This is a genomic window from Methanosalsum zhilinae DSM 4017 (genome assembly GCF_000217995.1).
GTDB lineage: Archaea > Halobacteriota > Methanosarcinia > Methanosarcinales > Methanosarcinaceae > Methanosalsum > Methanosalsum zhilinae.
On sequence record NC_015676.1, the window covers coordinates 381,077 to 406,155 of the forward strand.

Here is a 25,079-nt window from a genome sequence, read left to right on the forward strand (position 1 = left end):
ACATATCTATATACACAATACTGAGATTTTTACTTTATTTATATCACATTTAGATATCTTTTGATCTCCCATTCGTGTACCTGCATGCTGTAGAGATCCCACTCAGCCTTTGCAAGGCGTAGAATATTGTTGATCACATGTTCACCCAGTGCTTCTTTCATCAGATCACTGTCTGCAAGATACATGCTTGATTCCTGCAATGTTGCCGGGAGGATATCGATGCACTGTTCACGACGTTCACATTCGTTCAGATCAAATATATTGATATCTACCATCTCTCCGGGATCAACCTTTTCATTTATGCCTTCAAGACCTGCAGCCAGTATTGCTGCAAAGGCAAGGTATGGATTGCATGATGGGTCTGGGCTTCTAAGTTCTACACGTGTACTCTTGCCCCTTGCTGCAGGGATACGTATAAGTGAACTTCTGTTTGTGCCGGACCAGGCTATATATACCGGGGCTTCGTATCCCGGGACCAATCTTTTATAAGAGTTAACGATAGGGTTTGTTATTGCAGTGATTGGTCTGATATGCTTTAGCAGTCCGCCTATAAAGTATTTGGTGGTATCACTGATATCCATATCACTGTCAGGGTCATAGAATGCGTTCTGCCCATCTTTTTCGAGAGAGAGATTTACATGCATTCCAGATCCATTTTCTCCGAATATAGGTTTTGGCATAAATGTTGCATGCAGACCGTTCATCTTTGCAATAGTGCGTGTAACATATTTGAAGGTCATTACATTGTCTGCCGTTGTAAGTGCATCACTGTATTTGAAATCAATTTCATGCTGCCCAAAGGCCACTTCGTGATGTGAGGCCTCTATATCAAAATTGAGACTTGTGAGTGTTAGTACAATTTCTCTTCTGATATCTTCGGTCAGATCAGCAGGTGCAAATTCAAAATAACGCCCGAAGTCATGGGGGCGTGTGGTTGCAGAGCCATTATCTTTTTCGAACAGGAAAAACTCCAGTTCAGGTCCGACATTGAATTCGTATCCCATATCTTTTGCTTTGTTTATCATTGTTTTGAGCACATGTCTGGGGTCTCCCCAGAATGGTTGACCATCGGGCATATACACATCACATATCATTCTGGCAACGACATCTTTTTCGTTCCACGGAAGTATTGCAAAGGAATCAGGATCAGGTTTTAGAATCATATCTGATTCATCGATACGAACAAATCCTTCAATTGAAGATCCATCAAAAGATATTCCTACATCCAGAGCTTTCTGTATCTGGGTTACAGGTATTTCTACGTCTTTGACAACGCCCTGAATGTCAGTAAACTGCAATCTGATAAATTTAACATTGTTTGTTTCTATTGAATTGAGTACTTTTTCTTTGGTGCTACCAGTCATTACATCGCCTGTATTATATTTGCATTTAATCTATTGAGGTCAATATCCTTATTCCTTCATCTGAGTATATCATCTTTTTGGTTGAATCTTTTTACTTTAAATCAATGATAAACAGATAAATGTTGCCTGTTCTATTTTCCAGTTGATTTTGTGCACAATCAGCCGAAAAGAAGTATTGATCTGTCTTATTGATACGGCTTCAATTCATTTTTTATACTTGCATTTAACGTCGCATTCTTTATTGTATCTGTAATAATCGCATCTTATAGATACTTCCAGTTCCTGGTCCCAGTCAAGTCCAAATATCTCAGAAATATATGCAACTCCCTCTTCCAGAGCTACACGTACAGCTTTTTTACAGCATCTGGGTCCACCGGCATCTGCGATCATATCAAGGGATCTGGAAGTTGCCCGAAGTGAATGCGACCTCTCCTGGGGCAATAATGGGGTGGCACCTGTCAGGACACTAACTGCAACTCCTGTACCTATACCTGCTCCACATGCTCCGTAAAATCCACAGTACCCCCCGGGTATGGTTCTTCCCCGCTTGATCCCTTCCAGAATTGTGAATTCGTTCTTTTTTCCTGTATGATTCTGATAGGCGGCTATCAGCACAGCAGGGACAAGTGCATGATGTTCAGGCCCATGCATCGGAATCTCTGGATGGCGCATCAGGGTTTCTGCGATCTCAAAAGGATCCTCAAGATCAGTTTTTAAACAGAAGGTTTCAATTATTTCCACTGCATCCCTGGAGTGACATTCATTGCATACATAATGCTCCTTCTCACAGAGTAAATAGGTCTCCTTCTCTTCTCTGCAATAGTGACATCTTGCAGTTACTGCCTGGTTTAGATATTCAATATCCTTCCCGCAAACCATACAATCAGATTTTTGTTTAGGCCTGGTGCTTGAATTTATCATATTATCAATCTCGATATCTGAATTGAAATCCGGGCTTGTTCATCTGTTCATTGTTCTGATTTATCTATCTAAAATGCAGAAACCAGAGAGAATATATTATAATATTATATTGATTACATGGAAGATATATGGTTTCCGATTGATATGAACATCCATTCCTTATATCTCTTTGAACACCTTTGCAAGAGATTCTCCTTTTACATGTATTGAGAACTGGGAGAAGTATCCAAATGGTGTAGTATGTACTTCTATATCTCTCTGTTCCAGTTTTTCTTTTATCTTTGAAATAATCTCCACAGCACATTCAGGTGAAGATTTACTGGATGAGAGATGTGCAAAAGAATGGAGGACTATTCTATTCTTGTCTAGCTTATTAAGGTACCATCTAAGGTTGGTTACCGCCTTTTTGATTACCTTGTTTTGTCTTTCTTCGTCCACAGCTTCTACATGCATAAATATAACTGCTGCGTTTTCTATATTTGCCTGACTCCTGGTATCTTCAGCATTTTCAAGTGTTTTGCTATGGGTTTCAAACCGGAAATGCTCAGTATCAAACATTAGCATTTTCATTGTGAGTTCACCATATGGTAAATATTTCTGCAACCAATCAAATAGTTGATCATATAAGCAAAAATTTCAGGCCTGGATATTTATCGTTATTTGGCATAAATAGCATTAACATGCGCACATAAATATTTTATTTATAATGATTTCGGAAACATACTTTTTTAGTATATGCCTGTACAATGTTTTATTCTGTTGCAGGTGGGTGGATATAAAAAAATTCAAAGCAAATATAATATAATTTAATAATATCTGTTATTTTATATCGATTGTTAATGATAAATCACAATATTTATATACCACATTATCAATCATTATAATTGTAAACAAATGATATTCATCTATATTTCAATTTACTGAAATATTGATTGAATGATATGGTGTAGGGTGTTTGTTATGAAACAGAAAGTGCATGGAAAGATCGTTTGCATATGGGGTGGGATGTAAATGAAGGAACAACTCAAATTTGAACCTGATTCCACGGATTCACTAGCTATATACCTTTATATTTTTGGTATACTTCTGATTGTAATCCTCTATTTATCAGGTGTTCTGGGCTAAGTTTATTCTTTTTTCCTCCATTTTTATCTTTAATTTTTTTTAAATCTGTTTTTTATTATGGTAGACTATGAAAATATACTGAATAAATCATACAAAAGGTGAGATTAGAATATGCAGAAAGCTACATTTGCTGCAGGGTGCTTTTGGGGTATAGAAGATGCTTTCAGTAAACTGGATGGTGTGATTCATACACTTTCCGGTTATACTGGAGGACATGTTAAATACCCAAAATACAAAGATGTCATAAGAGGCAGGACCGGTCATGTGGAGGCTGTACAGGTAACTTTTGATCCGTCAGTGATAAGTTACAGACGCCTTCTGGATGAGTTCTGGAAGTTGCATGATTCAGAGTATGCAGGATGTATCGCTGTATCACTTGACGGAAAAGGCCCTGTAATGGGGGATCATTATCGCTCCATGATTTTTTATCACAATGAAGAGCAAAAAAGAATTGCAATCGAATCTAAAAAAGAACAGGAAGATGCAGGCGATGAAGTTACAACTGAGATTGTGCCGGCTGAAGAGTTCTATCCCGCTGAAGAATATCATCAGCAGTTTTTTAAAAAGAATAAGCAAGACATGTGATATGTTTGTTATCCAGAGATTTGTGTAACTTCAATTACTGCATTATGATACATTCTGTAAATTTTGTAAACTTTTATTTTACTTTAAACATTTTCTACACATTTCTGTATGTATGGATTAATATACTGTTTGTAAATATGCTTTATCCTGGAATGCTGTGTCCAAAATAAACTTAACTATGTACACATCTATATACATATATATGGAGTATATGGAGTTTAGTACTGCTGGTGTAGTGGGAATATGAAAAGACATCTGATTATCCATATATGAATCTTAATGGACTAATTAATTCAAGCACATGTGACCTTAGATAAGAATCCTTGTCTGCTGATTTCAGTTTATTGTGCTGGCGGGGCTGAAAAATGGGGAATGTAAATATTCTTGTTGTTGAGGATGAAATAATCGTGGCCCATGACATAAAGAATTGTCTGGAAGACCTTGGTTATGCTGTAACAGGAGTTGCAGCTACTGGTATGGATGCCATAAAAAAGGCAGAGGAAACTTATCCTGATGTTATTCTTATGGATATTGCCCTTAAAGGTGATATGGATGGCATTGAAGCCGGCGAAATAATATGCAAAAATCTGGATATTCCTTTAATTTACCTTACAGCTTACTCTGATGAAAAAACAATTGAAAGAGCAAAAGTTACACAGCCCTTTGGATTTATACTGAAACCTTTTGATGAAAAAACGCTTAAATGTAATATTGAAATGACTCTTTATCGTCACAGGATAGAGAAATCCAGAAAATATAATGGAAAATCAAATCTAATAAAAATTTTTGATAACATTCCAGATGCAGTCATAGTTACTGATTCAGAGGGTTGTATCAAACACATAAACCCCCGGGCCGAGAAACTTACAGGATTGAATAAGATCGACGTGGTTGGATTGCATATCAATGAGATACTTGATCTGAATTATGATTCCAACAAGCAGATGGAGGATCCTGTGAAAAAAGCTATAGAAAAAGACGTGTTTTTTGATTTTGGAGAAAGTACTGTGCTTACGTCATGGGAAGGCAGGCAGACACCTGTAGATATTATGTGGGTACTACGATCAAGAATGAATCTCAGGAGATCATCTGTGTTTTTTTAACATTACTTAAACAGGCAACAAATAATGGTGTTTCGAATTGCTGGAATCGGCCATATAATGATTTCTGAGATGTAAAATATATATCTGATGAAAATAGAATAATGGCAAAGGAGTATTCACTATAATGAGTGAACTATGGAAAGAACAGTTAGAAAACAGCATCGATTCATTAGAAAAACTTGAAAAAATAATAAATCTTACAGATGATGAGAGACAGGCCATTAAAACCCTGGACACTCGCTGGGGTACAACACCCTATTTTGCATCCTTGATGGATAAAGATGATCCAAACTGTCCAATTCGAAGACAGGTTGTTCCATCTCTTGAAGAAAATACAAATAAATATGGTATGCAGGATTACCTTGTCTGGAAGGAAAATCGTGCAACTGATGAAGTCCGTCCTGACAGTATTGCCCGCCAGTACCGGGACAGGGTTGCTTTTACTGTAACTGGGAAATGTGGTATTTACTGTAGACACTGTTTCAGAAAAGAACTTGTTGTTGACAGAGACCTGAAACTCGATTTTAATATAGACGAGGGAATTGAATGGATCAGTCAACATCCTGAGGTCAGGGATGTACTTGTCACAGGCGGGGACCCTCTGCTTCTACCGGATGAAAAAATAAAATATCTGATCGACAGTCTGCGTGAGATCCCTCATGTTGAGATGATACGTATCGGTTCCCGACTCCCTATTGTTCTGCCTCACAGAATTACCGACAATCTCAAAGAAATTCTTGGAGGATATCATGAGGTGCCTGTCTGGCTCAATACTCAGTGCAATCATCCAAAAGAGATCACTGACCTGACAAAACGTGCAGTATATGATCTTCTAACGTGTGGAGTTAATGTAGGTAATCAGGCGGTACTGCTTAAAGGTATCAATGATGATGTGGGTACAATACGCAGTCTTCATCAGGAGCTGCTGAGTGCAAGGATCAGGCCTTATTACCTGTTCTATTGTGAACCTGCACCTGGAATAGATCACTTCAGAACCCCTGTCGAAAAGGGCAGTGAACTCATACGTGATGGATTGCGGGGACATACCACAGGACTTGCCCAGCCAATGCATGTGATTGCCACAAATGTTGGTAAGATTCCTCTGATGCGGGATTACTATATTGTGGGAAATGATGTTGAAAAATATACACTGAAGAATCATCGTGGAGAAACCACTGAGATCCCAAATATAAAAGAATAAAAAACATCAACATATTTTTGATTTGACTTTTCAGTAACCAAAAGTTAAATTTCAATTATGCTAGAAAATTAATATGCTAGAAATATAATTTCTAAATTTCTAATATTGATTCATTGATCTTGCACAATTGCGATATTTTTAAATATATAAAACTGGCAGGTTCGTTTAGAACCTGCTGAGATATTTATCTATTTCCCACTTATGCACCTGGGCCTTATATTCATTCCATTCTGATCTTTTACCTGCAATATATTGCTCGAAAAGGTGTTCTCCCAGTGTTTCTTTTACAAATTCGCTTTCTTCCATAAGATCCAGAGCTTCTTTCAGACTTCCTGGAAGTGATTCTATACTTCTCTGCTTTTTTTGCTCAGGTGTCATTTTGAATATATTCTGAGCAACAGGTTCTCCTGGATCGATTTCATTCCTTATTCCATCCATCCCTGCACGAAGCATCAGGGCAAAGGCAAGATATGGATTACAGGTTGGATCTGGACATCTCAGTTCAACCCTGGTACCTTTGCCACGGGTTGCTGGTATACGTATCAGTGAACTCCTGTTTTTATCTGACCATGTTATATAGATGGGTGCTTCATATCCTGGAACCAGTCTTTTGTATGAGTTTACCAGTGGGTTTGTAACGGCTGTGAATTCCTTTATGTGGCTTAGCAATCCTCCTACATAATATCTTGCAATATCTGAAAGACCGTTTACGCCTTCTGGGTCATAGAATGCATTCTTTCCGCTATCTGTCATCAGCGACTGATTTGAATGCATTCCTGAACCATTTACTCCGTATAGGGGTTTTGGCATGAATGTTGCATAATAACCTCTGTGACTTGCGATCGATTTGACTACGTATCTGAATGTTACTACATTGTCTGCCGTGGAAAGTACATCACTGAATCTGAAATCGATCTCATGCTGAGAGGGTGCCACCTCATGATGGGAAGCTTCAAGTTTGAAACCCATATGTTCCAGTGCATAATCTATATCACGCCTCATGTCCTGTGCCCGGTCAAGGGGGGCAAAGTCAAAGTAGCCTCCCTGATCTGTGAGTTCAGTTGTAGGGTTATGGTTCTCATCCACCTTGAATACAAAAAATTCCAGTTCAGGTCCCACATTCATTGTGAAACCTTCCTTTTTTGCATCCTCAATGGCCCTTTTAAGTATATACCTGGGATCCCCGACAAACGGTGATCCATCTGGAAGTTTGACATCTCCCAGCATTCTGGCCACAGCTCCTTCCTTTGGTCTCCAGGGAAGTATACGGAAGGTTGTAGGGTCTGGCATCAACATCATATCTGACTCTTCGATGCGGGTAAATCCTTCAATTGATGAACCATCAAACATTATCCCTTCTCTGAATGCATTTTCAAGGTCTTCTGATGGTATGGCCCAGCTTTTGATTACTCCGAATATGTCGGTGAACTGAGTTCTGATGAACTTAACATCATGCTCATTTACTGCCTTTAATACGTCTTCTTTTGTTTTATACATAAAAATCTCCCTTTTAATAGGAACACACTAATCATTTACCGCTTTAATATTATATAAAACAATCGGTTAATCTATTTCAGTTAGAAAAAAATTAATCATCTGTAAAATTTCTGTCAGCCATGCAGAATACTAATATTGGTCCTCTTATTAGCTTTTGATCTTCTTTGGGATCCATACCGATACTGATCCGGCTTTGCAGTGAAATTCTCCTCTGCCATCCCTATTAGTGACCACATTCATATTGATCTGCTCTGTCAGGTCGATATATGTAGTGTTGGGGGAAGTTGTTTCCATTTCTTTGTAACCATCATCCCCATTGCTCATTATTACTGCCATACCACCTGGATGATCATCATTGCCTGTGCGGGTCCAGCCTATGCAATCCGGATTGTTGAAATAGTCATACTGATCTCCGTGTTTGAATGTTCTACGCGCCTCTAAAAATTTATCAATCATCCATCTGTGACTATCGATCCAGATTTCATGCTCCTTCCCGTCCTTGCCCATACCCTTATATTGTGCACCGTAATAATCAGCGGAAAAAATACAGGGATAACCATCTCTTCTTAAAAGTATAAGGGCATAAGCCAATGGTTTAAACCAGTTATCAACGACTGATTCGAGTGGCCGCAGGGGCTGTATGTCATGGCTATTGACCAGAGTTACAGCTATTGCAGGATATTCCTTAACCAGAGAATTATCGAAAATATTTCTCAGGTCATAACTATTACCCTGATTTCCGGCAGTGACAAAATTCTGTTGCAGGTGCATATCAAATAGCAATATATTTCCGCCAGTCCTTTCAATGAAATTCTTCAGAGCATCGTGATTTTTAGACCAGTATTCGCCAACTGCAAAAAGGTCCCTTCCGGCATATTTGCGCATGTGGTTGAACCAGTCTACAAAAAAGCTTATTTTCACATGTTTTGCTGCATCAAAGCGAAATCCATCAATATTGGTAGTATCAAGAAACCATTCTCCCCAATAAAAGATCTCTTTTTGAACATCGGGATTATTAAAATCCAGATTGTTTCCCATCAGGTAGTCATAGTTACCCTTGCCCATGTCAACATCCTGGTCAAAGTCTTTACCTTCAAAAAGGTACACTGCATCCTTATCCTCATCCAGTGCATTGTGATCCGCTGCATTGAAATGCCACCAGTGCCACTCTAATCTTGAATATTTACCTTTACGCCCAGGAAATTGAAAGTGTGTCCATGCTCTGATGGTTTGCAGTTCCCCGATTGGCTCATTGCGGTTCTGTGGATTGTAGGGAGTAGCCTGGAATTCTTCCAGTCTGTCGCCTCCAAGCTTATGATTGATCACAATATCTGCATAAACTCTTAATCCTGCACCATGGGCTGCATTTATGGCCTCTATGAACTCTCTGCGAGTTCCATATTTAGTACGTATTGATCCTTTCTGGTCAAATTCACCAAGATCAAATAGATCATAGATCCCATACCCTACATCATGTTCTCCACCTGCGCCTTTATAGGCAGGAGGCAACCATATTGATGTAATGCCGACCTGGGCTAGAGTCGAAGCACTTTCTTCAAGCTGTTTCCACAGTGTTCCGTCAGCAGGCATGTACCAATGGAAATACTGCATCATTGCACCAGCATATTCCTGCATAAATCTCCTCTTTTTAAAACATCATTTTGACTGGCTGCTAAAATATGATATGATCTCCATAGACTCGGTTTATAGATCAATCAATCCAAAAAGGGAATTTTTGAATCATCATGTATAAAATATAATTACTGTATTCTTTTATTTACTCCCGTAATTGATATGATAGGTCACACATGCATAAAGCCTTTTTGTGATCGCTTCATTATATCTAATCGGAGATTTAAAAACCAATGTAACTCGATAAGAATATTTATTGAAATGAAGTCAGGGCAAATGCCATATAGGAATATAAGTATCTTTAAATTAGTGGGGTAGCGCAATAAATCTCTGCAAAAGCATATCCTGGAGATGGATGTGTAAAATGGGATGACTATTCATTTTAATGAATAGCTCATGTATCTAAATGAAGGGTGCTTTAAATGAAAGGTAGTGAACTATTTGTAAGATGCCTGGAAAATGAAGGTGTAGAATATATTTTTGGTATTCCGGGAGAAGAAACACTTGACCTGATGGAATCTCTGTCAAGGTCTGAGATCAGGTTTATTGTTACAAGACATGAACAATCAGCTGCATTTATGGCAAATATGTACGGCAGAATGACCCACGCACCAGGAGTATGCCTTGCAACTCTGGGACCCGGAGCCACCAATTTAATGACTGGTATAGCCGATGCCCATCTAGACCGGGCCCCTATGGTAGCGATAACCGGACAGGGAGGACTGGATCGAATCCATAAAGAGTCACATCAGTATATCGACATAGTAAGCACATTCAAATCGGTGACCAGCTGGAATAAAAGTATTGTACGTGCAGATTTCATACCTGAAATAGTTTCAAAGGCGTTTGATACTGCAGTAAATGTTCCTGGAGCAGTACACATCGAGTTGCCCGAAGATATTGCAGCTGATAATTCTGGAAAAAAAGCCCTGTTGAAAAGGGCTTATTCGCATATCACCACTCATGATGAAACCGAACTGGAAAAAGCAGCGCAAATGATTGAAGATGCTTCCATGCCTCTCATCCTTGCAGGTAATGGGATAGCAAGGCTAGAAGCAGCAGAGAAACTGCAGGATTTTGTTGTGGGCACAGGTATTCCTGTTGTAACAACTTTCATGGGTAAAGGTGTAATCTCTTCAGAAGATGAGCACTATCTTGGATCTATGGGTATACCTGACCGTGATCATATTATGTGTGGTTTTGATATGGCAGATCTTGTGATATGCATAGGATTTGATCCTGTAGAATACAGTCCTGCTTTCTGGAACCCGGCAGGTTCTAAGACTATAATCCATATTCATCACAATCATCCGGATATTGTTGAAAGCTACATTCCTGCTACATCCCTGGTAGGTGATATTAAAGATTCACTTGAGCACCTCCAATCCCACTGTAAATTTAAAAAAGATATCCCAGAGGAGTTTCGCAGAATTAGGGTCAGAATGATAAATGAACTGACTGATTTCAGGGAAAACCTTTCATTTCCGGTAAAACCCCAGAAGATCCTCTGGGATATACGCCAATGTCTCCCTGATGATGGTATACTTATCAGTGATGTAGGTGCACATAAATTGTGGATTGGAAGGCTGTTTCCTGCACTCAGACACAATACGGTCTTTATGTCAAATGGTCTTGCTTCAATGGGTTTTGCACTCCCTGCAGCTATTGCTGCAAGCATTGTTGAACCTGAAAAGAGTATCATTGCAGTTGCAGGAGATGGTGGTTTTCTGATGAATGTCCAGGAGCTTGAAACTGCTGTTAGACTTGGATGCAGTTTTGTGGTGATTATATTCAATGATTCCCAGTATGGTGTCATTGCATGGCATGAGATGAAAAAATTCAATCAGGCAACAGGAACTGATTTTACAAATCCTGATTTTGTAAAGCTTGCAGAAAGTTTTGGTGCCAGAGGGGTAAAGATCAGCAATACTGATGAACTTCAATATAAGATCAGGCAGGCACTTGAAATGGGTGGTGTATGGGTAATTGATGTAGAGGTTGATTATTCAGAGAATATCAAACTTACCCGGAAGCTGGAAAACAGTTCATGTGAGATATTTGAATAAGCATCTTTCAGGGTATTTCTGTTATTTATATTGCATATGTGTTGATATATTCTTGAAACATATGTGCTTCCATATGCATTCATCGCATATTTCAAAGGCAACTGAGTCTGGTAGATATTTCCCTGTTATCTGAAATATTTCATTAGCATTCAACGTAGTGTTCTCAGGTATCTTTAACTTATCCAGTACCTGCTGGTCCATATATGTTATGTGATTATCAAGGAGGTCTCCACGGCATTTTCCATTAATATTGGAAGGACAGAAGGTGCATATATCATCACATTCTGTTACAATTGTGATTTGAATATCCGGGTTCTTATTAATCATATCAACAATATACTGCATATTTTCTACGAATTCTTCTGTATAGCCGTATCCTTCAAATCTCTGGATGCACATCAGGTGATGGGCTCTTATGATCAGTTTTCTTTTCATTTGTTAATCCATTAGCATTTGATTTATTGAACAATAATTGTTAATACTGATACAATATAATATTCTATAGTTATCCATTATGATATAATATCGTTCACAGCTGTTCCAGAATAAATGGTAAATTTAATATAATGGGATTAAGGAATCTGAAACGCAAATTATACAATATATAATATTTTCCATATTTCCCAGATTATCTTATTTACTGGAAAAACTGGAATTTATATGATTTTGATACAAAATTGCTTTTTAAAGTCAGTTTTGTTCAACTGAATGTTAAAAGTATTTCATGAATTAATGAGGTCGAACAAATGTCGGTAGAAAATCCGTTTGAAAATTCACGCAAACAGTTAGCAAAATGTGCAGCTATACTTGAACTCGATGAAAATGTACACGAGATGCTCAGACATCCCATGCGTGAGCTGCGTGTGGCAATTCCTGTACGTATGGATGATGGTTCAACAAAAGTGTTTGAGGGATTCAGGATACAGTATAATGATGCAAGAGGCCCTACAAAAGGAGGTATCAGATTCCATCCAGAAGAGGATATTGATACAGTAAGGGCACTTGCAGCCTGGATGACATGGAAATGCGCTGTTGTGGACATTCCACTTGGTGGTGGAAAAGGTGGAGTTGTGTGCAATCCCAAAGAAATGTCTGAAACTGAGATTGAACGTCTCAGCAGGCAATATATATCCAGTATTTCCCATATAGTGGGTCCGAGAATGGACATCCCTGCGCCAGATGTCTATACCAATCCCAAGATCATGGGATGGATGATGGATGAATATTCCAAGATATGCGGAATGAACCAGCCGGGCATTGTTACCGGTAAGCCAATTACAGTTGGAGGATCACTTGGCAGAGGGGATGCAACTGCCAGAGGAGGTCTCTATACCATACGTGAGGCAGCACAAAAACTTGGAATTGATCTATCAAAGTCCAGGATCGCTATTCAGGGATATGGGAATGCAGGCTACTATGCTGCAAAACTGGCAAAAGAGATGTTTGGATCAAAAATTGTAGCTATCAGTGATAGCAGAGGTGGTGCTATGAACATGGATGGAATTGATCCTGAAATTGCACGCCAGCACAAGATGGATACAGGCTCAGTTGCAAATATTCCAAACACTGTCCCAGTTTCTAACGAAGATCTTCTTGAACTTGATGTGGAAGTACTTATCCCTGCAGCACTGGAGCATGTCATTACAGAAAAGAATGCTTACAAAGTTCAGGCAAAGATTGTTGCAGAACTTGCCAATGGTCCAACGACCCCCGCTGCCGACGAGATACTGCATGAAAGAGGTATACATATAATCCCTGATTTCCTGTGTAATGCAGGTGGTGTGACAGTATCCTATTTCGAAATGGTCCAGAACTTTTACATGTATCACTGGAGTGAACTGAGGGTACATACACGTCTGGACAGAAAGATGAAGGACGCATACAATGCCGTCTATGATGCAGCTGAAAAATACGATATTGATATGAGGACCGCTGCCTATGTAGTTGCTATCGAACGTGTTGTAACAGCAATGAAAGATCGTGGATGGATTTGATATTTACAGTATTGAAACTCTGTAACAGATGATCCCAAAAAGGCGGATCATCAGTTATTCATTCTGAAACAACAACTTGATTTATATATCTGACATAGAAGGAATCACTATGAAAATTGGAATAATAGGTGGCACTGGAAGTATAGGTAAGGGTTTTGCTCTTCGCTGGGGGCAGAAACATGAAATAATCGTTGGTTCAAGGGATCAGAAAAGAGCTGAAGACAAAGCAGCAGAATATAAACAAATTCTTAATGACCGTGGTTTTGATGCGGATATCAGAGGAGCTGTGAACCGTGAAGCTGCTTTAGAAGCTGAAGTTGTTGTTCTTGCTGTAAAATATAGCAAGGTAGCTTCTATTATTGAGCAGATAAAACCTGTTCTTGAAAACCAGATAGTTATATCTGTTATTGTACCGATGGAGAAAGACCGCTGTACGATTATTCCAGATTCAGGTTCCATAGAAATCGAAGCAACTTCAAGGGAAGATTATATGGCTGATTATTTCTGCTATACCACTCCTCCGGCTGGCAGTGCAGCACAGGAAGTCGCTTCCATGTTACCTGAGGGAATTGAACTGGTGTCTGCATTCCACAATGTTCCGGCAGCCAAACTATCAAATCTTGATATCAGTCTCGATTATGATATTGGCGTATGTGGCAACTATATGCACTCCAAAAATATTGTATTTGACCTGGTGAAGGATATCCCGAATATGAGACCGGTTGATGTAGGGCCAATTGAAACATCTTCTATGGTGGAGTCACTTACTCCACTTGTGATTAACATAGCTATCAGGAATCAAAAAAAGGATATTGGGATCAAATTTGTTGATTGAGGGAAGAACCCCTCCCTACTTTTTTCAAATAGCACATTGCTCTTTGCTCATACTGATCTGCTATCATAACTGCATAATTTCCTCCAGATTCTGCTTTCAAGTCTATTAATTTCACCATATCTATAAAATCGCTGTCATCTGGGAGGATATCTGGCAGATAGTTTTTCGATTCGCGGAAGAATTGATAGTTAAAATTCGAATCTTTCCTGTCGGGATAAACTGGTGTATATATGATCTCATTTTCAACCAGATCCTGGAAAAAGTGTGTTCCATAGGATACCTCTGGAGTATGTCCTGCTTTTTCTCTTGCTATTTCTACCAGTACTGAAGTATTATCTATCTCACTGTAGGTTGCGTTAACGCCAAGCTCTATATTGCTGCTTCCCCATCGACCGGGTCCCATCAATATGAACGTTGCACCAATTTCATTCAATTTTTTGTTGATGCGGCCAACGACCCGGCCTATTGATCTCTTGATGTCCAGATTATTCAGTTCCTCATATGATTCAGGATCAATGTACAGAATATATCCAATATTCTCTACCTCTCCTGCATTTATTACCATTGAGGATCTGAACAGTATATCTTCCTGAGGTACATTTTCCGGAATACTTATATGGCTGGTGATACCTGGTATTGTCATAGGTCTGCACTGGACAATATTGATCCTTATATCTTTGCTACCTTCAATTGATGCCGTAAATTCTATATCAACAGGCTGTTCATATACGCTTTCGACAGTTTCGAGAATGTTTGCTATATTTCTCACAAAACTTGTTTTTTTAATTAGATTATTGAATGTGAGCACCATCTGCTCTGAAGAACAACTGATCTTTCCTGTGGAAGGGTCTTCAATATAACCATCACGCATGAGAGAGATGAACATCTTAAGGTTTGGGTAGTCACACTTTTCTACAAGTTTGTGGAAGGGAATAGTTATGAGCTTATTTTTTTCCAGGTCGATAGCATCCACATCCCACTGCGAATATTTCATTATTTTCATACCTGTCTCTGGTCTCAGTGTTGGATGACTTACAGCTATCATTCTGGGATAATCTCTTCCCACCCGGTCAACAGCTCGTGTTCCAAGACCGAATACAAGCCTGACAACACCTTTGTCCGGGTCTATGCGTTTTGTCCATGTAAACAGGTTCTTTGAAAAGGTGACTCCTGCAAGAGGTGGAAAAAAATATTCTTTATAGGGTGTTCCGGATACCCTCTGTACCAGTATTGCCATCTGTTCATCTTCATATTGAAGTCCCCTGCTTCTTCGATATGATAGAGCATCAGGATTAAGGGAACTTGCATAGACCAGCTTTACTGCATTGATAAATACTTTAAGTCTTTCATCAGGACTTCCCTGATTGGCACAGAACTCACTCCTGTATTTACCGGCAAAAGCATTTCCATAACTGTCTTCCTGCAAACTGCTTGATCTGATAATTATGGGTGCCTGGCCGAAGTAATCCAGCATATCTTTGAATTGTTCCATTATTTCATAAGGGAACTCTCCATCAAGGAACCTTCTTTCAACTTCTTTGAATTCTTCCATTGTCATGGAAGAGCTATCCGATAGTTTGAGCTTCAGGCGAAAAAGTCCATTATTGATCATGAATGTAAAGAAAACATCCGAACCAATATAGAATGAGTCATGCGGCTCAATCATATCTGATATATTCTCAATTTTACTATTTTGGATTATTTTTCTAGAAAGAAGCATTCCTGCAGCTTTTCCGCCAATGCGTCCTGATCCTATCATTCTGTCCCGTATACTCAGCAGGTCTTCAAGTGTAAAATAGGTATCTGCAAGCTGATTGAATTTTGGATGATCTCCAATAATCATTCTGGAAAGCTCTTTTTTGAGTGCTATTATCTCAGGATCAAGATGGGTTTGCAGGTTACCCATTTCATAATGCATCTTTAACTGTGTATAGACACTGTCCCACGGTGCTGTTGTCAGGCTACCTCTGCGAAGCACTTTTTCACGATCTCTGGATGAAATGGTGGCAGCCTCTCCGCTTTCAAACACCGGCTTCCATTGTCGGCCTGATACAAGGTGGGGAAGAAACATGCTGGGAGAATAGCGGGCATATATTTTTAACGGATGGATGTAAGTTCTGTTTTTTATATGATAGTAGTCTATCAGCACCTGTGTAGTATCCCTGATTGCTGCAACGGCTGAATGACTGTGCTGTCCTCTTGTAAGAGCAAAGTATCCAATGGTGTCAAGTTCGAATAGATAGGGGCATGTCACTTTAAAAAAATTGGCTACCAATTCATCTGTAGCCCATTCATCCACAAGTGATGAAAGATTATCAAAGACATAGAATACTTTTTTTCCATATGACTCTATTATTCTGTGAACCTGACTGCTGAAATAATCAAATCCATGCCCAGGATCCACTGTTACAATATTTAGTCCTTCGATTTTTTCAAGAACCGGTTTGTGCGGTGCAAATCTTACATAGACACAGGTGTAACCTGATCTGATCCCCTCCTGTATGAACTTACTGGCAAAATACCTGTAATCATCCAGATTTTCGACTTTCCATACTACATTATCTCCAAGACGTAAATGGTGTAATATTTCATCAAGCTGAAGGATACCGGTACTGATCTTAGTTTTTTCTGCATAGTTCAGGACTGTTACATCTGGATTACTGGATCTGGTCACACCCGATTCTCCTTTATGTCTAAATCTTTACATCCCGGCTCATATACTTTCCGGGCAGAGAATGAAATAATGGTTATATGTTTTCATTTAAAGTTTGTACATGGTACTGTAGTCAAGTATGGTAGATATCGGATATGTGTTGACTTTTATACCTGCTTCCTGAACTGCAGCTATTGTATTGACACCTACGAAAATAGGAATTCCGGATTTTCCAATATCAGCAGGGGCTCCGAAAAGCTCTTCTCCTGATCCGCCAATTGTTATTGTACCGGCCATATCTGAAAGACCCGCTTTTTTGAGAATTTCATCTGCTTTTTCTCTGGCAGAAGTAGGAATATATCTTACATTTGCAAGCATTGTCCCCTCTCCAGTATCCATTATATTCAAAACCGATGTTGATCTTCTGCTCATGAATATTTTAATTGGATCAATGGAAGTTCCATTATATGAGATTAGATCAAGGAACTTAACTGGATCTCTGTCTTTTATTTGAAGAGTACCACCATAATAGGGTTCTACAGGGATTCCTCCCTTAAGGAGCAATCCATCAAAAGTTATACTGCACAGTGTTGCCACAGCAACACTTCCAGGTGGAACTGTAATATTTGAATCTGAATCTTCTTCAAATATCCTGATCTTTGGGCTGATCCCAATATCAGAATCGGCGGCATATTTCATTATTTCAATAGAGGCATCTATATCATTTTTATCAATATGGGAAATATTTACAATTACATTTCCTTTCTTTTCATTAAGATCATAATCTGTAAGATATATCAGCTCATCTATCCGATTTATTACAAAACCCAGCCTGTCAGCGATAAGAGCTTCATTAAGCTCTTCTTTTCCTCTTTCAGTTATTGTCCGGCCAGCATACCCGTGTTTTTTTGTAAATCCTCTCTCATCCAGTATTCTTAGATGATATCTAACGGCCCTTTCCCCGATATTGTATCCTCTGTTGTTTAATTCGTCAGCTATGTTCCTTGCACCTACAGGCTTATCACTTTCACTGATGATACGCATTATTTCAATAAGCTTTCTTTCGATATCAGGGTCGGTCATACTAAACACTCGCACAGTAAAAAATGTTATACTCTTCTGGTAATCCTCACTTGAGGAGAACATATCTTAATACAGTCTGATATACTGTCCATGATATGCATCTCAATTATCAATATTGATTATTTTAATTTATCCAGTCAGTTTCTCTTCTTCATTTAAATAATGTATCATAAAATTAAATATTTCCACTTCTTAAAATATATATCACAAGTATCAATCCAAGAATGCCTGCAGTAAGAAATCCAATCAATCCAAGTACTGGAAGTCCCCAAAGATGTGGTTCTATTCCTGTCTGGATGATCAGGGATGAACCTATTATAATTGAAGAGAGGATCAGGCTGAAAGCCAGTCGGTTGCTTGCAGTGTTGATCTGTTCTACCAGTTGCTGCAGCCAGTGTAATTCAAGTTTAATCAGAAAATTTCCTTTTTCTGCAGATGATAATATATGTGATGCCTGTGTGGGAAATTTATGTAGCATGCGGATAAAGTTCATAAGATCTGTAAATGCGCCTCTTGCTATCTTGTCAGGGCGTACTCTTTCACGCATTACTTTTTTTGCATAGGGTTCAGCAATGACCGTTACATTAAAATCAGGCACAAGCCTGGTTCCAAGCCCGGATATTGTTACTACTCCTTTTAAAAGGAGAGATATATTTGGAGGAATCCTGGCACGGTGTTTTCTAAGGATTGCAAATACTTGGTGTATCATATCAGGCATATTAACCTGTTTCAGGGATCTTCCGTAATATTTGTACATCAGAAATTCCAGGTCAGCCTTAAGTGCCGGAGAATCGACATCTCCAGAAATAATTCCAAAATCCCTCATCACTTCAATGAATTGAGATATTTCCCGGTTCGTTATAAGGAAAAGTGCATCTATTAAAGCATACCTCATATCTTCTGAAATATATCCCACCATTCCAAAATCAATCAGAGCTATTTTTTCATCATTGATGATGAATATATTTCCAGGATGCATATCTGCATGAAAGAAACCGTCTTCAAATATCTGCTTCATGAATGCTTCTGCACCATAGGTTGCAATTTTATTTACATCAATATCCATCTTTTCGATCTTAGCATAATCATTGCCTTTAATACCCTTGATGCGTTCAATTGTTAATACACGTCTGGTGCTATATTCTTCATATACTTCAGGTATGTAAATATGCGGATCATGTTTGAAATTGTTTGAAAAAATGCTTATATTGCGTGCTTCCTGTGTATAATCCAGTTCTGCACTTATTGTACGGGCAAGCTGATCAACAATTTCCTTTGGCCTGTACATCCTTGATTCTTCTATATACTCCTCAATAAATCCGGCAATACTGTAAAGTATATCAAGATCGCTTTCTATACGTTTTTTTATATCTGGTCTCTGTACCTTGACCACAACATCGGATCCATCATGGAGCTTCGCACTGTGAACCTGTCCTATAGATGCAGCAGCAATTGGATTTTTTTCAAAATTGCTGAATAAATGATCTATATCTGCTCCAAGTTCATCCCTTATGATATTCTGAACAATATCGAAACTAAAAGGTGGTACAGAATCCTGAAGCTTTTCGAGTTCCTGTATATACCTGGGAGGTATCAGGTCTCTTCTTGTACTAAGGATCTGTCCAAATTTTATAAAAGTTGGTCCCAGCTCTTCCAGTACTTTTCTTGCTCTTTCCGGACTACTAAGATTTCTTTCTTTGTGCCGGTAACCGGATTTGAGCTTTGATTTGAACAATACCGGCTTTTTGATCCCAAGTCTTTCAACAATATGTCCAAATTCGTATTTTATCAGAGTATCGATGATTTCTCTGTATCTTCTAACCATCGAGTATTTGCGCTGTATGCCAGGTATCATGGTTCACCTTTGATTATAAGAATTGATATGCTATATTGTGCTCTATTGTTTAACTGATATATTGATTGAGATCATTTTCTTTCTGTGATAGGTTACATTATTATATTACTTTACACATGTTATTATTTCATATTTTCTGGGACCTGGATCATTATACTTACTATTTTCATACCAATCTATACTTTTGATATTATCAAAACCATTGATATTACATCCCATGTGATTTTAGCATATACTGTAGATTATCAATATTGTATCCGGAAAATCCATGATCTATACAGAGAATATATGATTGATAATATAATTGCTATTGATCAATTACCATAAGTTATTATATATATCTCTACCCAAATATTAACTTACAGTCAATAATTACAAATTTGAATTTGTGTTATTGATCAGGAAAATATCTTAAAAACCAGAGGTTATGGATGGATTATTTTTACTATCCCAACCCGTAATTAATAAACAAAAAAGGGTGATAAATAATATGCCAGCAGAGGATTTTGCTCCAATAAACTCAGAATGGTTAGAAAAAGCAGGTAACTTATGGACAACACCTTTTGTGGACAAGCCATCAGAAAGGGTTATTGTAGATCCTATTCTCTTGTCCCATGCAGCTACCTTGTTCAAAAAGACTCCCAAATATTTCTGGGAGAACCCGGATGAAGCAGCAAGAATGGTTTGTCAGGCATGTGAACTGTATGATATTACTCCAGTAGGTCACTATCTATGGGCTGATTACTGGGGTCTGGATTACGGTGCTGAAATAAAGATCCAGGAAACATCTCCACCTGCAATTACAAAATATCCAATAAAAACTCCTGAAGATATTGACAATTTTGAAGTCAAGAGTCCAGAGGAACTTAAGGAAGGTCCGACATTCAGAGAACACTTCAAGGCACTGGATACTGTTCTGGAGGAATATCCACAGATGTTTGCTCCGATCACTCAGCTGGCTGGACCCATGGAAGTGGCAACAAACTGGGCCGGCATTGAAGATGTATTCATGTGGATGATAACAGAGCCGGAACTTATCGATAAGCTAGTTTACAAAGCAGCTGATCATATGGTCAACGCATGTAAGGTTACAGCCGAAAAGTACGGGGCTAATGTAATGATCACAGGTTCAGTTGTAGCCAGTGGAGATCTGCTTGAGAGAGAACAGATCAAAAGATTCAGTTACAAACCAGAATGCAAAGCAGTAAAAGATGTGATCAAAGCTGGTGCTGGTCCTGGTGTATACTATCACCTTTGTGGTAACCATACCAACAGTTTTGATATGTGGAAGAACGCACCAATGACACCATTTACTGTGGTACAGATTGGTAATGATGGAAAGAATGTTTTCCCTGCAGGTAAACTGGTAGAACACTTTGGAGACCGGTGTACCTGTTTTGGAGTTGTTGATACCAAACTGATCGACCGTGGAACACCAAGACAGGTCTATGACCAAACAGCAGAACAACTTCAGGCAGGCAAGGACAGTCCAAGAGGATTCATTATAGGAGGATCATGTGAATGTCCAACTTTTGCTCCACCTGCAAATGTACACGCAATGGTTAAGGCCGCAAAGGATTACGGAAAATATGAAAAATTCTGAATGATTAGAGGCTTGAAATATAATATCTGAATAATACAAATAGGTGTGCGTTATGGATATAAAAGTAAGTGAAGAAGTTGCCAGTCTACTGAAAGATAACGGTCTAAAAAAAGATGAAATGGTGAGTATAATCGAAGATGCAGAATCAAGTGGAGATAAACTCAAATCAAAGGATGGAAGTAAATGCCTTGCTAAGAACGAGTCCGATAATTTGACGATCTATGCACTTTATTCTTCTGCTAATGGAGGATTTGCACTGGACAGTGCCTATGCCCATAAAATGAAGATGATAGGCTTAACCGGTGGCTCATTCGATCCGGATGAGGCAGAGGAGACCGATTGGATCTGCAACAAATGTGGTGAAACTGCAGTTGAGACCAATGTTGATATGTCCTATCTGGATGTTACAAGGCCAGGACCAGCTGTTGTATGTCCAAAGTGTAATCAGATGTATCTTGAAGAAGATATGATGAAAACAATTAAAACAGCTGAATCCATACTTGAAGAGAAAAGAGGTTGATCTGAACCAAAGCATTAAAAATCGATGAGGGTGATAATGGAACAAATTGAAACAGCAGGCAGTATATGTCCTGAATGCTTCAGGCCTATAAAAGCTATCAAGTATGTTGAAAATGGTAAAGTCTATATGAAAAAGGAATGTGGAGATCATGGTATCTTCACAAACCTTGTTTCTAAAGATGTGGACCATTACCGTCAAATGGAAGACTTTTTTGAAGTTGACCGTGCTAAACCTAAAAGCTATCTTACTGATACTGAAAAAAACTGCCCGCTGGATTGCGGTCTCTGTCCTTCCCACAAACAGGATACATGCCTTGCGGTTGTAGAAGTGACCGATAGGTGTGATATGGGCTGTGCTTATTGTTTTGCCAGCTCTTCCATGGATGATAGCAGTGATCCGGATATGGATACTATAAGAAGGATGTTCGAGACCGTCAAAAAATGTTCCAATGACCCTACCTGCGTCCAGATATCTGGTGGAGAACCTACGCTAAGGGATGATCTACCCGAAATAATCAAAATGGGTCATGAGATCGGACTCAGCCATATTGAACTTAATACAAATGGAAGCAGAATTGCTTCTGATCAGGATTATTTTGATGAGATAGTTTCAGCCGGAATAGATGCAATATACCTTGGATTTGATGGAGTATCCGATGATGTCTATTTTCAGAGAACAGGAAAAAAACTGTTTGATATAAAAGCTGAAGTTATCAATAAATGTGAAAAGGCCGGTATAGGAGTGGTTCTGGTTCCTTTGGTTGCAAAAGATTATAACCTCCATGAAGTTGGCAAAATACTAAAATTTGCAAGTAGCAATGTACCAACTGTGCGTGGAGTTCATTTCCAGCCTGTATTTTTCTCAGGCCGCTCTCCTCCGGGCAAGGATGGCAGAGTAACTATTCTGGAGCTTTTAAATAACATTGAAGACCAAACCGAAGGACAACTCAAGGTAGGTAATTTTACTCCTGCTCTTATGGCGACTGCCCATTGTGGAGCAACCTGCATGACCCTTGTTGAAGACGATGGTAGTTTCATTCCATTGACCAATATATCTCAGGGATCTTCAAGTTCAGCTTTTGATGTAGCTAACAAAACTAAGAAATCGATAATGGGAAGGTGGAAAGGCTCATCGAAAAAAGAATCTTCTTCATGCTGTGGAGAACTGACCACCCTTCAGAAAGTCCCTCAGGAAAGCTCGTGCTGTAGATCCAGTGGAGGTTGGGCGGATTTTATTGAGATGAGTAAGAATAGATATCTTACAATTTCCACAATGGCCTTTCAGGATGTATGGTCATATGAAAAGGAAAGGGTTGAAAACTGCTGTATACATGTTGTAACACAGGATGGGAGATTTGTTCCATTTTGTAACTATAATCTGAGTAACTGTAATGGTGAATATCTATATAGAGAATTACCATCTTCCAGGATAGAAGTAAACAGGCCAGTTTCCAAAATAGAAGTAGAAAGAAATGTATGAACCCTTCATACCTTTGAGTATTTTATCTATTTTATTTGTTTTTATTATTTTGACGATTTTTGGACTGTATAACATATAATTCCTATGATAAATTACATATTTTGCAGGATCAATACACAAAATAAATAACTATTACTGGATAATTATTTACAACCTATTCATGAAGATACAATTTATTGAAAATGAGTCGGCCAATTATCCTCAATGGCCAATATTTTATCAATATTCTTTGAGTAAATTCATTTTATTTATTGGAGGTAGTTGTGAATGAGCCTATCTGAAAAAATTGGTAATTTTATTCGTTTCAATGTAGCAAAAAGAAAGTTAGATTCAAGAAATATAGATATTTCAGAAGGTAATCCATTGGAACAATGGGGACTGATGAAAATAAGAAGCGAGGTTAACAGTCACGATGAACTGAAAAGGCAGCTACCTGGTAAAGAACTGGATAGAAATGATATAGTGGAATATAAACTCTTTAAATTGAGAGAACTCATAGATTATGTTTCCAGGAACAGTCCTTTCTATCAGGAACTTTATGAAAAGGAAGGGATATCATCCGCAGATATAAAGACTATAGATGATCTGGACAGGATACCTTTGACCGAACAGGAGGAATTGGCCAAAAACCCCTATCATTTTCTATGTGTATCCAGAAAGGATATTGCCCGTGAATTCACGACTTCTGGAACTACCACTACAGATGAGCAGGATATGAAAAAAAGAGTATCCTACACCCAGCAGGAACTCCTGGAAATCGTAGATTCAGTTATTTCAGGATTGAAAATGGCAGGGATGGATTCTGAAGAGGACGTATTACAGATCATGTACCCCACAATCACTGCTACATGGGACCCAGGACTTGTTCTTAGTAAAGCCTGTGACCTTGCAGGATTTAAATCGGTTATTAATTCTTCAACCAGTATTGAAGATCAGATCAATACCATGAAAAAATCCAGGACAACATTTATAATCGGTACATCTTCTTTCCTGTACAACCTGTCAAAATCAATTACTGATGCCAATCAGGCAAAGGAACTGGGCATTAAGAATATAATATGCTCATCTGAGCCCTTAACAGAACCTATGAAAGAGCAGATAGAATCGGTATGGGGATGTAAGGCAGTACGTCAATGGGGTATGACAGAACTTGGCCTGGCAAATGCTATCGAATGCGAAGAACAGAACGGGATGCATGTGAACAATCCTGATTTTCTGGTAGAGGTAATAGATCCTGAATCCGGCAAGGTTCTGCCACCAGGAAAAGAGGGAGAACTGGTCTTTACTACCCTGAGAAGGAAATGTATGCCTCTTATCAGATACCGTACAAAGGATCTGGCAATCCTTATCGATAAACCCTGTAAATGTGGGACCAAAGTCGATCAAAGGATCAAGAATGTAAGAAGAATTGGCTTTGATGAAAGTAATAATAAATAAATTGAATGCGCCCAGGTAAAAAAAAGGTCTAAAAGATCTACGATTACTTTATTTTTTTAATTTATTGTCCAGATAAGTAAGTCAGAAATCAAATAATTAAAAGATCATTGGAGTAAATAGAATATT

The 25,079-nt window shown here is 38.6% G+C and carries 19 protein-coding genes; 10 read left to right on the forward strand and 9 right to left on the reverse strand.

The genetic code is table 11. The annotated features are described in order from the left end of the window. Nucleotides 1–38: 38 nt before the first annotated feature. The 3 genes from glnA (MZHIL_RS01750) to MZHIL_RS01760 all read right to left on the reverse strand — a co-directional run bounded on the left by glnA (MZHIL_RS01750) (nt 39) and on the right by MZHIL_RS01760 (nt 2,855). Nucleotides 39–1,364: a type I glutamate--ammonia ligase gene (gene glnA / locus MZHIL_RS01750; protein WP_013897653.1), complete on the reverse strand. Its 1,326-nt coding sequence runs from the start codon at nt 1,362–1,364 to the stop codon at nt 39–41. Between the two features lie 204 nt (nt 1,365–1,568). Then, a complete protein-coding gene (locus MZHIL_RS01755) occupies nt 1,569–2,285 on the reverse strand; it encodes a DUF5714 domain-containing protein (RefSeq protein WP_013897654.1) in 717 nt (238 codons plus the stop codon). 159 nt (nt 2,286–2,444) lie between these two features. Then, nucleotides 2,445–2,855 carry a threonyl-tRNA synthetase editing domain-containing protein gene (locus tag MZHIL_RS01760; RefSeq protein WP_013897655.1) on the reverse strand — a complete coding sequence of 137 codons (411 nt, stop codon included), beginning with the start codon at nt 2,853–2,855 and terminating at the stop codon, nt 2,445–2,447. Nucleotides 2,856–3,521: 666 nt separating this feature from the next. Between MZHIL_RS01760 and msrA the strand changes: the two genes are divergently transcribed. The 3 genes from msrA (at nt 3,522) to MZHIL_RS01775 (ending at nt 6,299) form a co-directional block, all read left to right on the forward strand. Next, nucleotides 3,522–3,995: a peptide-methionine (S)-S-oxide reductase MsrA gene (gene msrA, locus MZHIL_RS01765; protein WP_013897657.1), complete on the forward strand. Its 474-nt coding sequence runs from the start codon at nt 3,522–3,524 to the stop codon at nt 3,993–3,995. Between the two features lie 365 nt (nt 3,996–4,360). After that, on the forward strand, nt 4,361–5,098 hold the full coding sequence (locus MZHIL_RS01770; RefSeq protein WP_013897658.1) for an ATP-binding response regulator: 738 nt from the start codon (nt 4,361–4,363) through the stop codon (nt 5,096–5,098). Nucleotides 5,099–5,222: 124 nt separating this feature from the next. After that, nucleotides 5,223–6,299, forward strand: coding sequence for a KamA family radical SAM protein (locus MZHIL_RS01775; protein WP_013897659.1), 1,077 nt, complete (start codon nt 5,223–5,225; stop codon nt 6,297–6,299). A 165-nt stretch (nt 6,300–6,464) separates the two neighbouring features. Here MZHIL_RS01775 and glnA (MZHIL_RS01780) read toward each other — a convergent pair whose 3' ends face one another. Together glnA (MZHIL_RS01780) and MZHIL_RS01785 are read right to left on the reverse strand one after the other, a co-directional pair. After that, nucleotides 6,465–7,796, reverse strand: coding sequence for a type I glutamate--ammonia ligase (gene glnA / locus MZHIL_RS01780; protein WP_013897660.1), 1,332 nt, complete (start codon nt 7,794–7,796; stop codon nt 6,465–6,467). Nucleotides 7,797–7,943: 147 nt separating this feature from the next. Further along, entirely contained in the window at nt 7,944–9,431 is a 1,488-nt protein-coding gene (locus MZHIL_RS01785) for an alpha-amylase (protein ID WP_013897661.1), read from the reverse strand. A 419-nt stretch (nt 9,432–9,850) separates the two neighbouring features. Between MZHIL_RS01785 and MZHIL_RS01790 the strand changes: the two genes are divergently transcribed. Beyond that, complete coding sequence (locus MZHIL_RS01790) at nt 9,851–11,494, forward strand: acetolactate synthase large subunit (protein WP_013897662.1); 1,644 nt, start codon at nt 9,851–9,853, stop codon at nt 11,492–11,494. 21 nt (nt 11,495–11,515) lie between these two features. Here MZHIL_RS01790 and MZHIL_RS01795 read toward each other — a convergent pair whose 3' ends face one another. Then, entirely contained in the window at nt 11,516–11,929 is a 414-nt protein-coding gene (locus MZHIL_RS01795) for a DUF1284 domain-containing protein (RefSeq protein ID WP_013897663.1), read from the reverse strand. A gap of 311 nt (nt 11,930–12,240) precedes the next feature. Here MZHIL_RS01795 and MZHIL_RS01800 point away from each other — a divergent pair, with 311 nt between their 5' ends. Continuing rightward, entirely contained in the window at nt 12,241–13,488 is a 1,248-nt protein-coding gene (locus tag MZHIL_RS01800; RefSeq protein ID WP_013897664.1) for a Glu/Leu/Phe/Val family dehydrogenase, read from the forward strand. Nucleotides 13,489–13,597: 109 nt separating this feature from the next. After that, nucleotides 13,598–14,323 (forward strand): NAD(P)-binding domain-containing protein, encoded by a 726-nt coding sequence (locus tag MZHIL_RS01805; RefSeq protein WP_013897665.1) that lies wholly within the window; start codon nt 13,598–13,600, stop codon nt 14,321–14,323. Here the strand turns inward: MZHIL_RS01805 and MZHIL_RS01810 are convergent. From MZHIL_RS01810 to MZHIL_RS01820, 3 genes are all read right to left on the reverse strand, one after another. After that, nucleotides 14,307–16,997, reverse strand: coding sequence for a PEP/pyruvate-binding domain-containing protein (locus tag MZHIL_RS01810; RefSeq protein ID WP_013897666.1), 2,691 nt, complete (start codon nt 16,995–16,997; stop codon nt 14,307–14,309). The two genes, MZHIL_RS01805 and MZHIL_RS01810, sit on opposite strands and share 17 nt — an antisense overlap. Nucleotides 16,998–17,084: 87 nt before the next feature. Further along, a complete protein-coding gene (locus MZHIL_RS01815) occupies nt 17,085–18,059 on the reverse strand; it encodes a DUF128 domain-containing protein (protein WP_013897667.1) in 975 nt (324 codons plus the stop codon). A gap of 175 nt (nt 18,060–18,234) precedes the next feature. Next, complete coding sequence (locus MZHIL_RS01820; RefSeq protein ID WP_013897668.1) at nt 18,235–19,914, reverse strand: ABC1 kinase family protein; 1,680 nt, start codon at nt 19,912–19,914, stop codon at nt 18,235–18,237. Between the two features lie 490 nt (nt 19,915–20,404). On the opposite strand from MZHIL_RS01820, the gene MZHIL_RS01825 reads away from it, so the two are divergent. The 4 genes from MZHIL_RS01825 to MZHIL_RS01840 all read left to right on the forward strand — a co-directional run bounded on the left by MZHIL_RS01825 (nt 20,405) and on the right by MZHIL_RS01840 (nt 24,953). After that, entirely contained in the window at nt 20,405–21,517 is a 1,113-nt protein-coding gene (locus MZHIL_RS01825; protein WP_013897669.1) for a uroporphyrinogen decarboxylase family protein, read from the forward strand. A 52-nt stretch (nt 21,518–21,569) separates the two neighbouring features. Then, nucleotides 21,570–22,037, forward strand: coding sequence for a DUF7479 domain-containing protein (locus MZHIL_RS01830; protein ID WP_013897670.1), 468 nt, complete (start codon nt 21,570–21,572; stop codon nt 22,035–22,037). A gap of 36 nt (nt 22,038–22,073) precedes the next feature. Next, nucleotides 22,074–23,516: a radical SAM protein gene (locus MZHIL_RS01835; protein ID WP_013897671.1), complete on the forward strand. Its 1,443-nt coding sequence runs from the start codon at nt 22,074–22,076 to the stop codon at nt 23,514–23,516. 267 nt (nt 23,517–23,783) lie between these two features. Next, nucleotides 23,784–24,953: a phenylacetate--CoA ligase family protein gene (locus tag MZHIL_RS01840; RefSeq protein ID WP_048815436.1), complete on the forward strand. Its 1,170-nt coding sequence runs from the start codon at nt 23,784–23,786 to the stop codon at nt 24,951–24,953. Nucleotides 24,954–25,079: the final 126 nt, after the last annotated feature.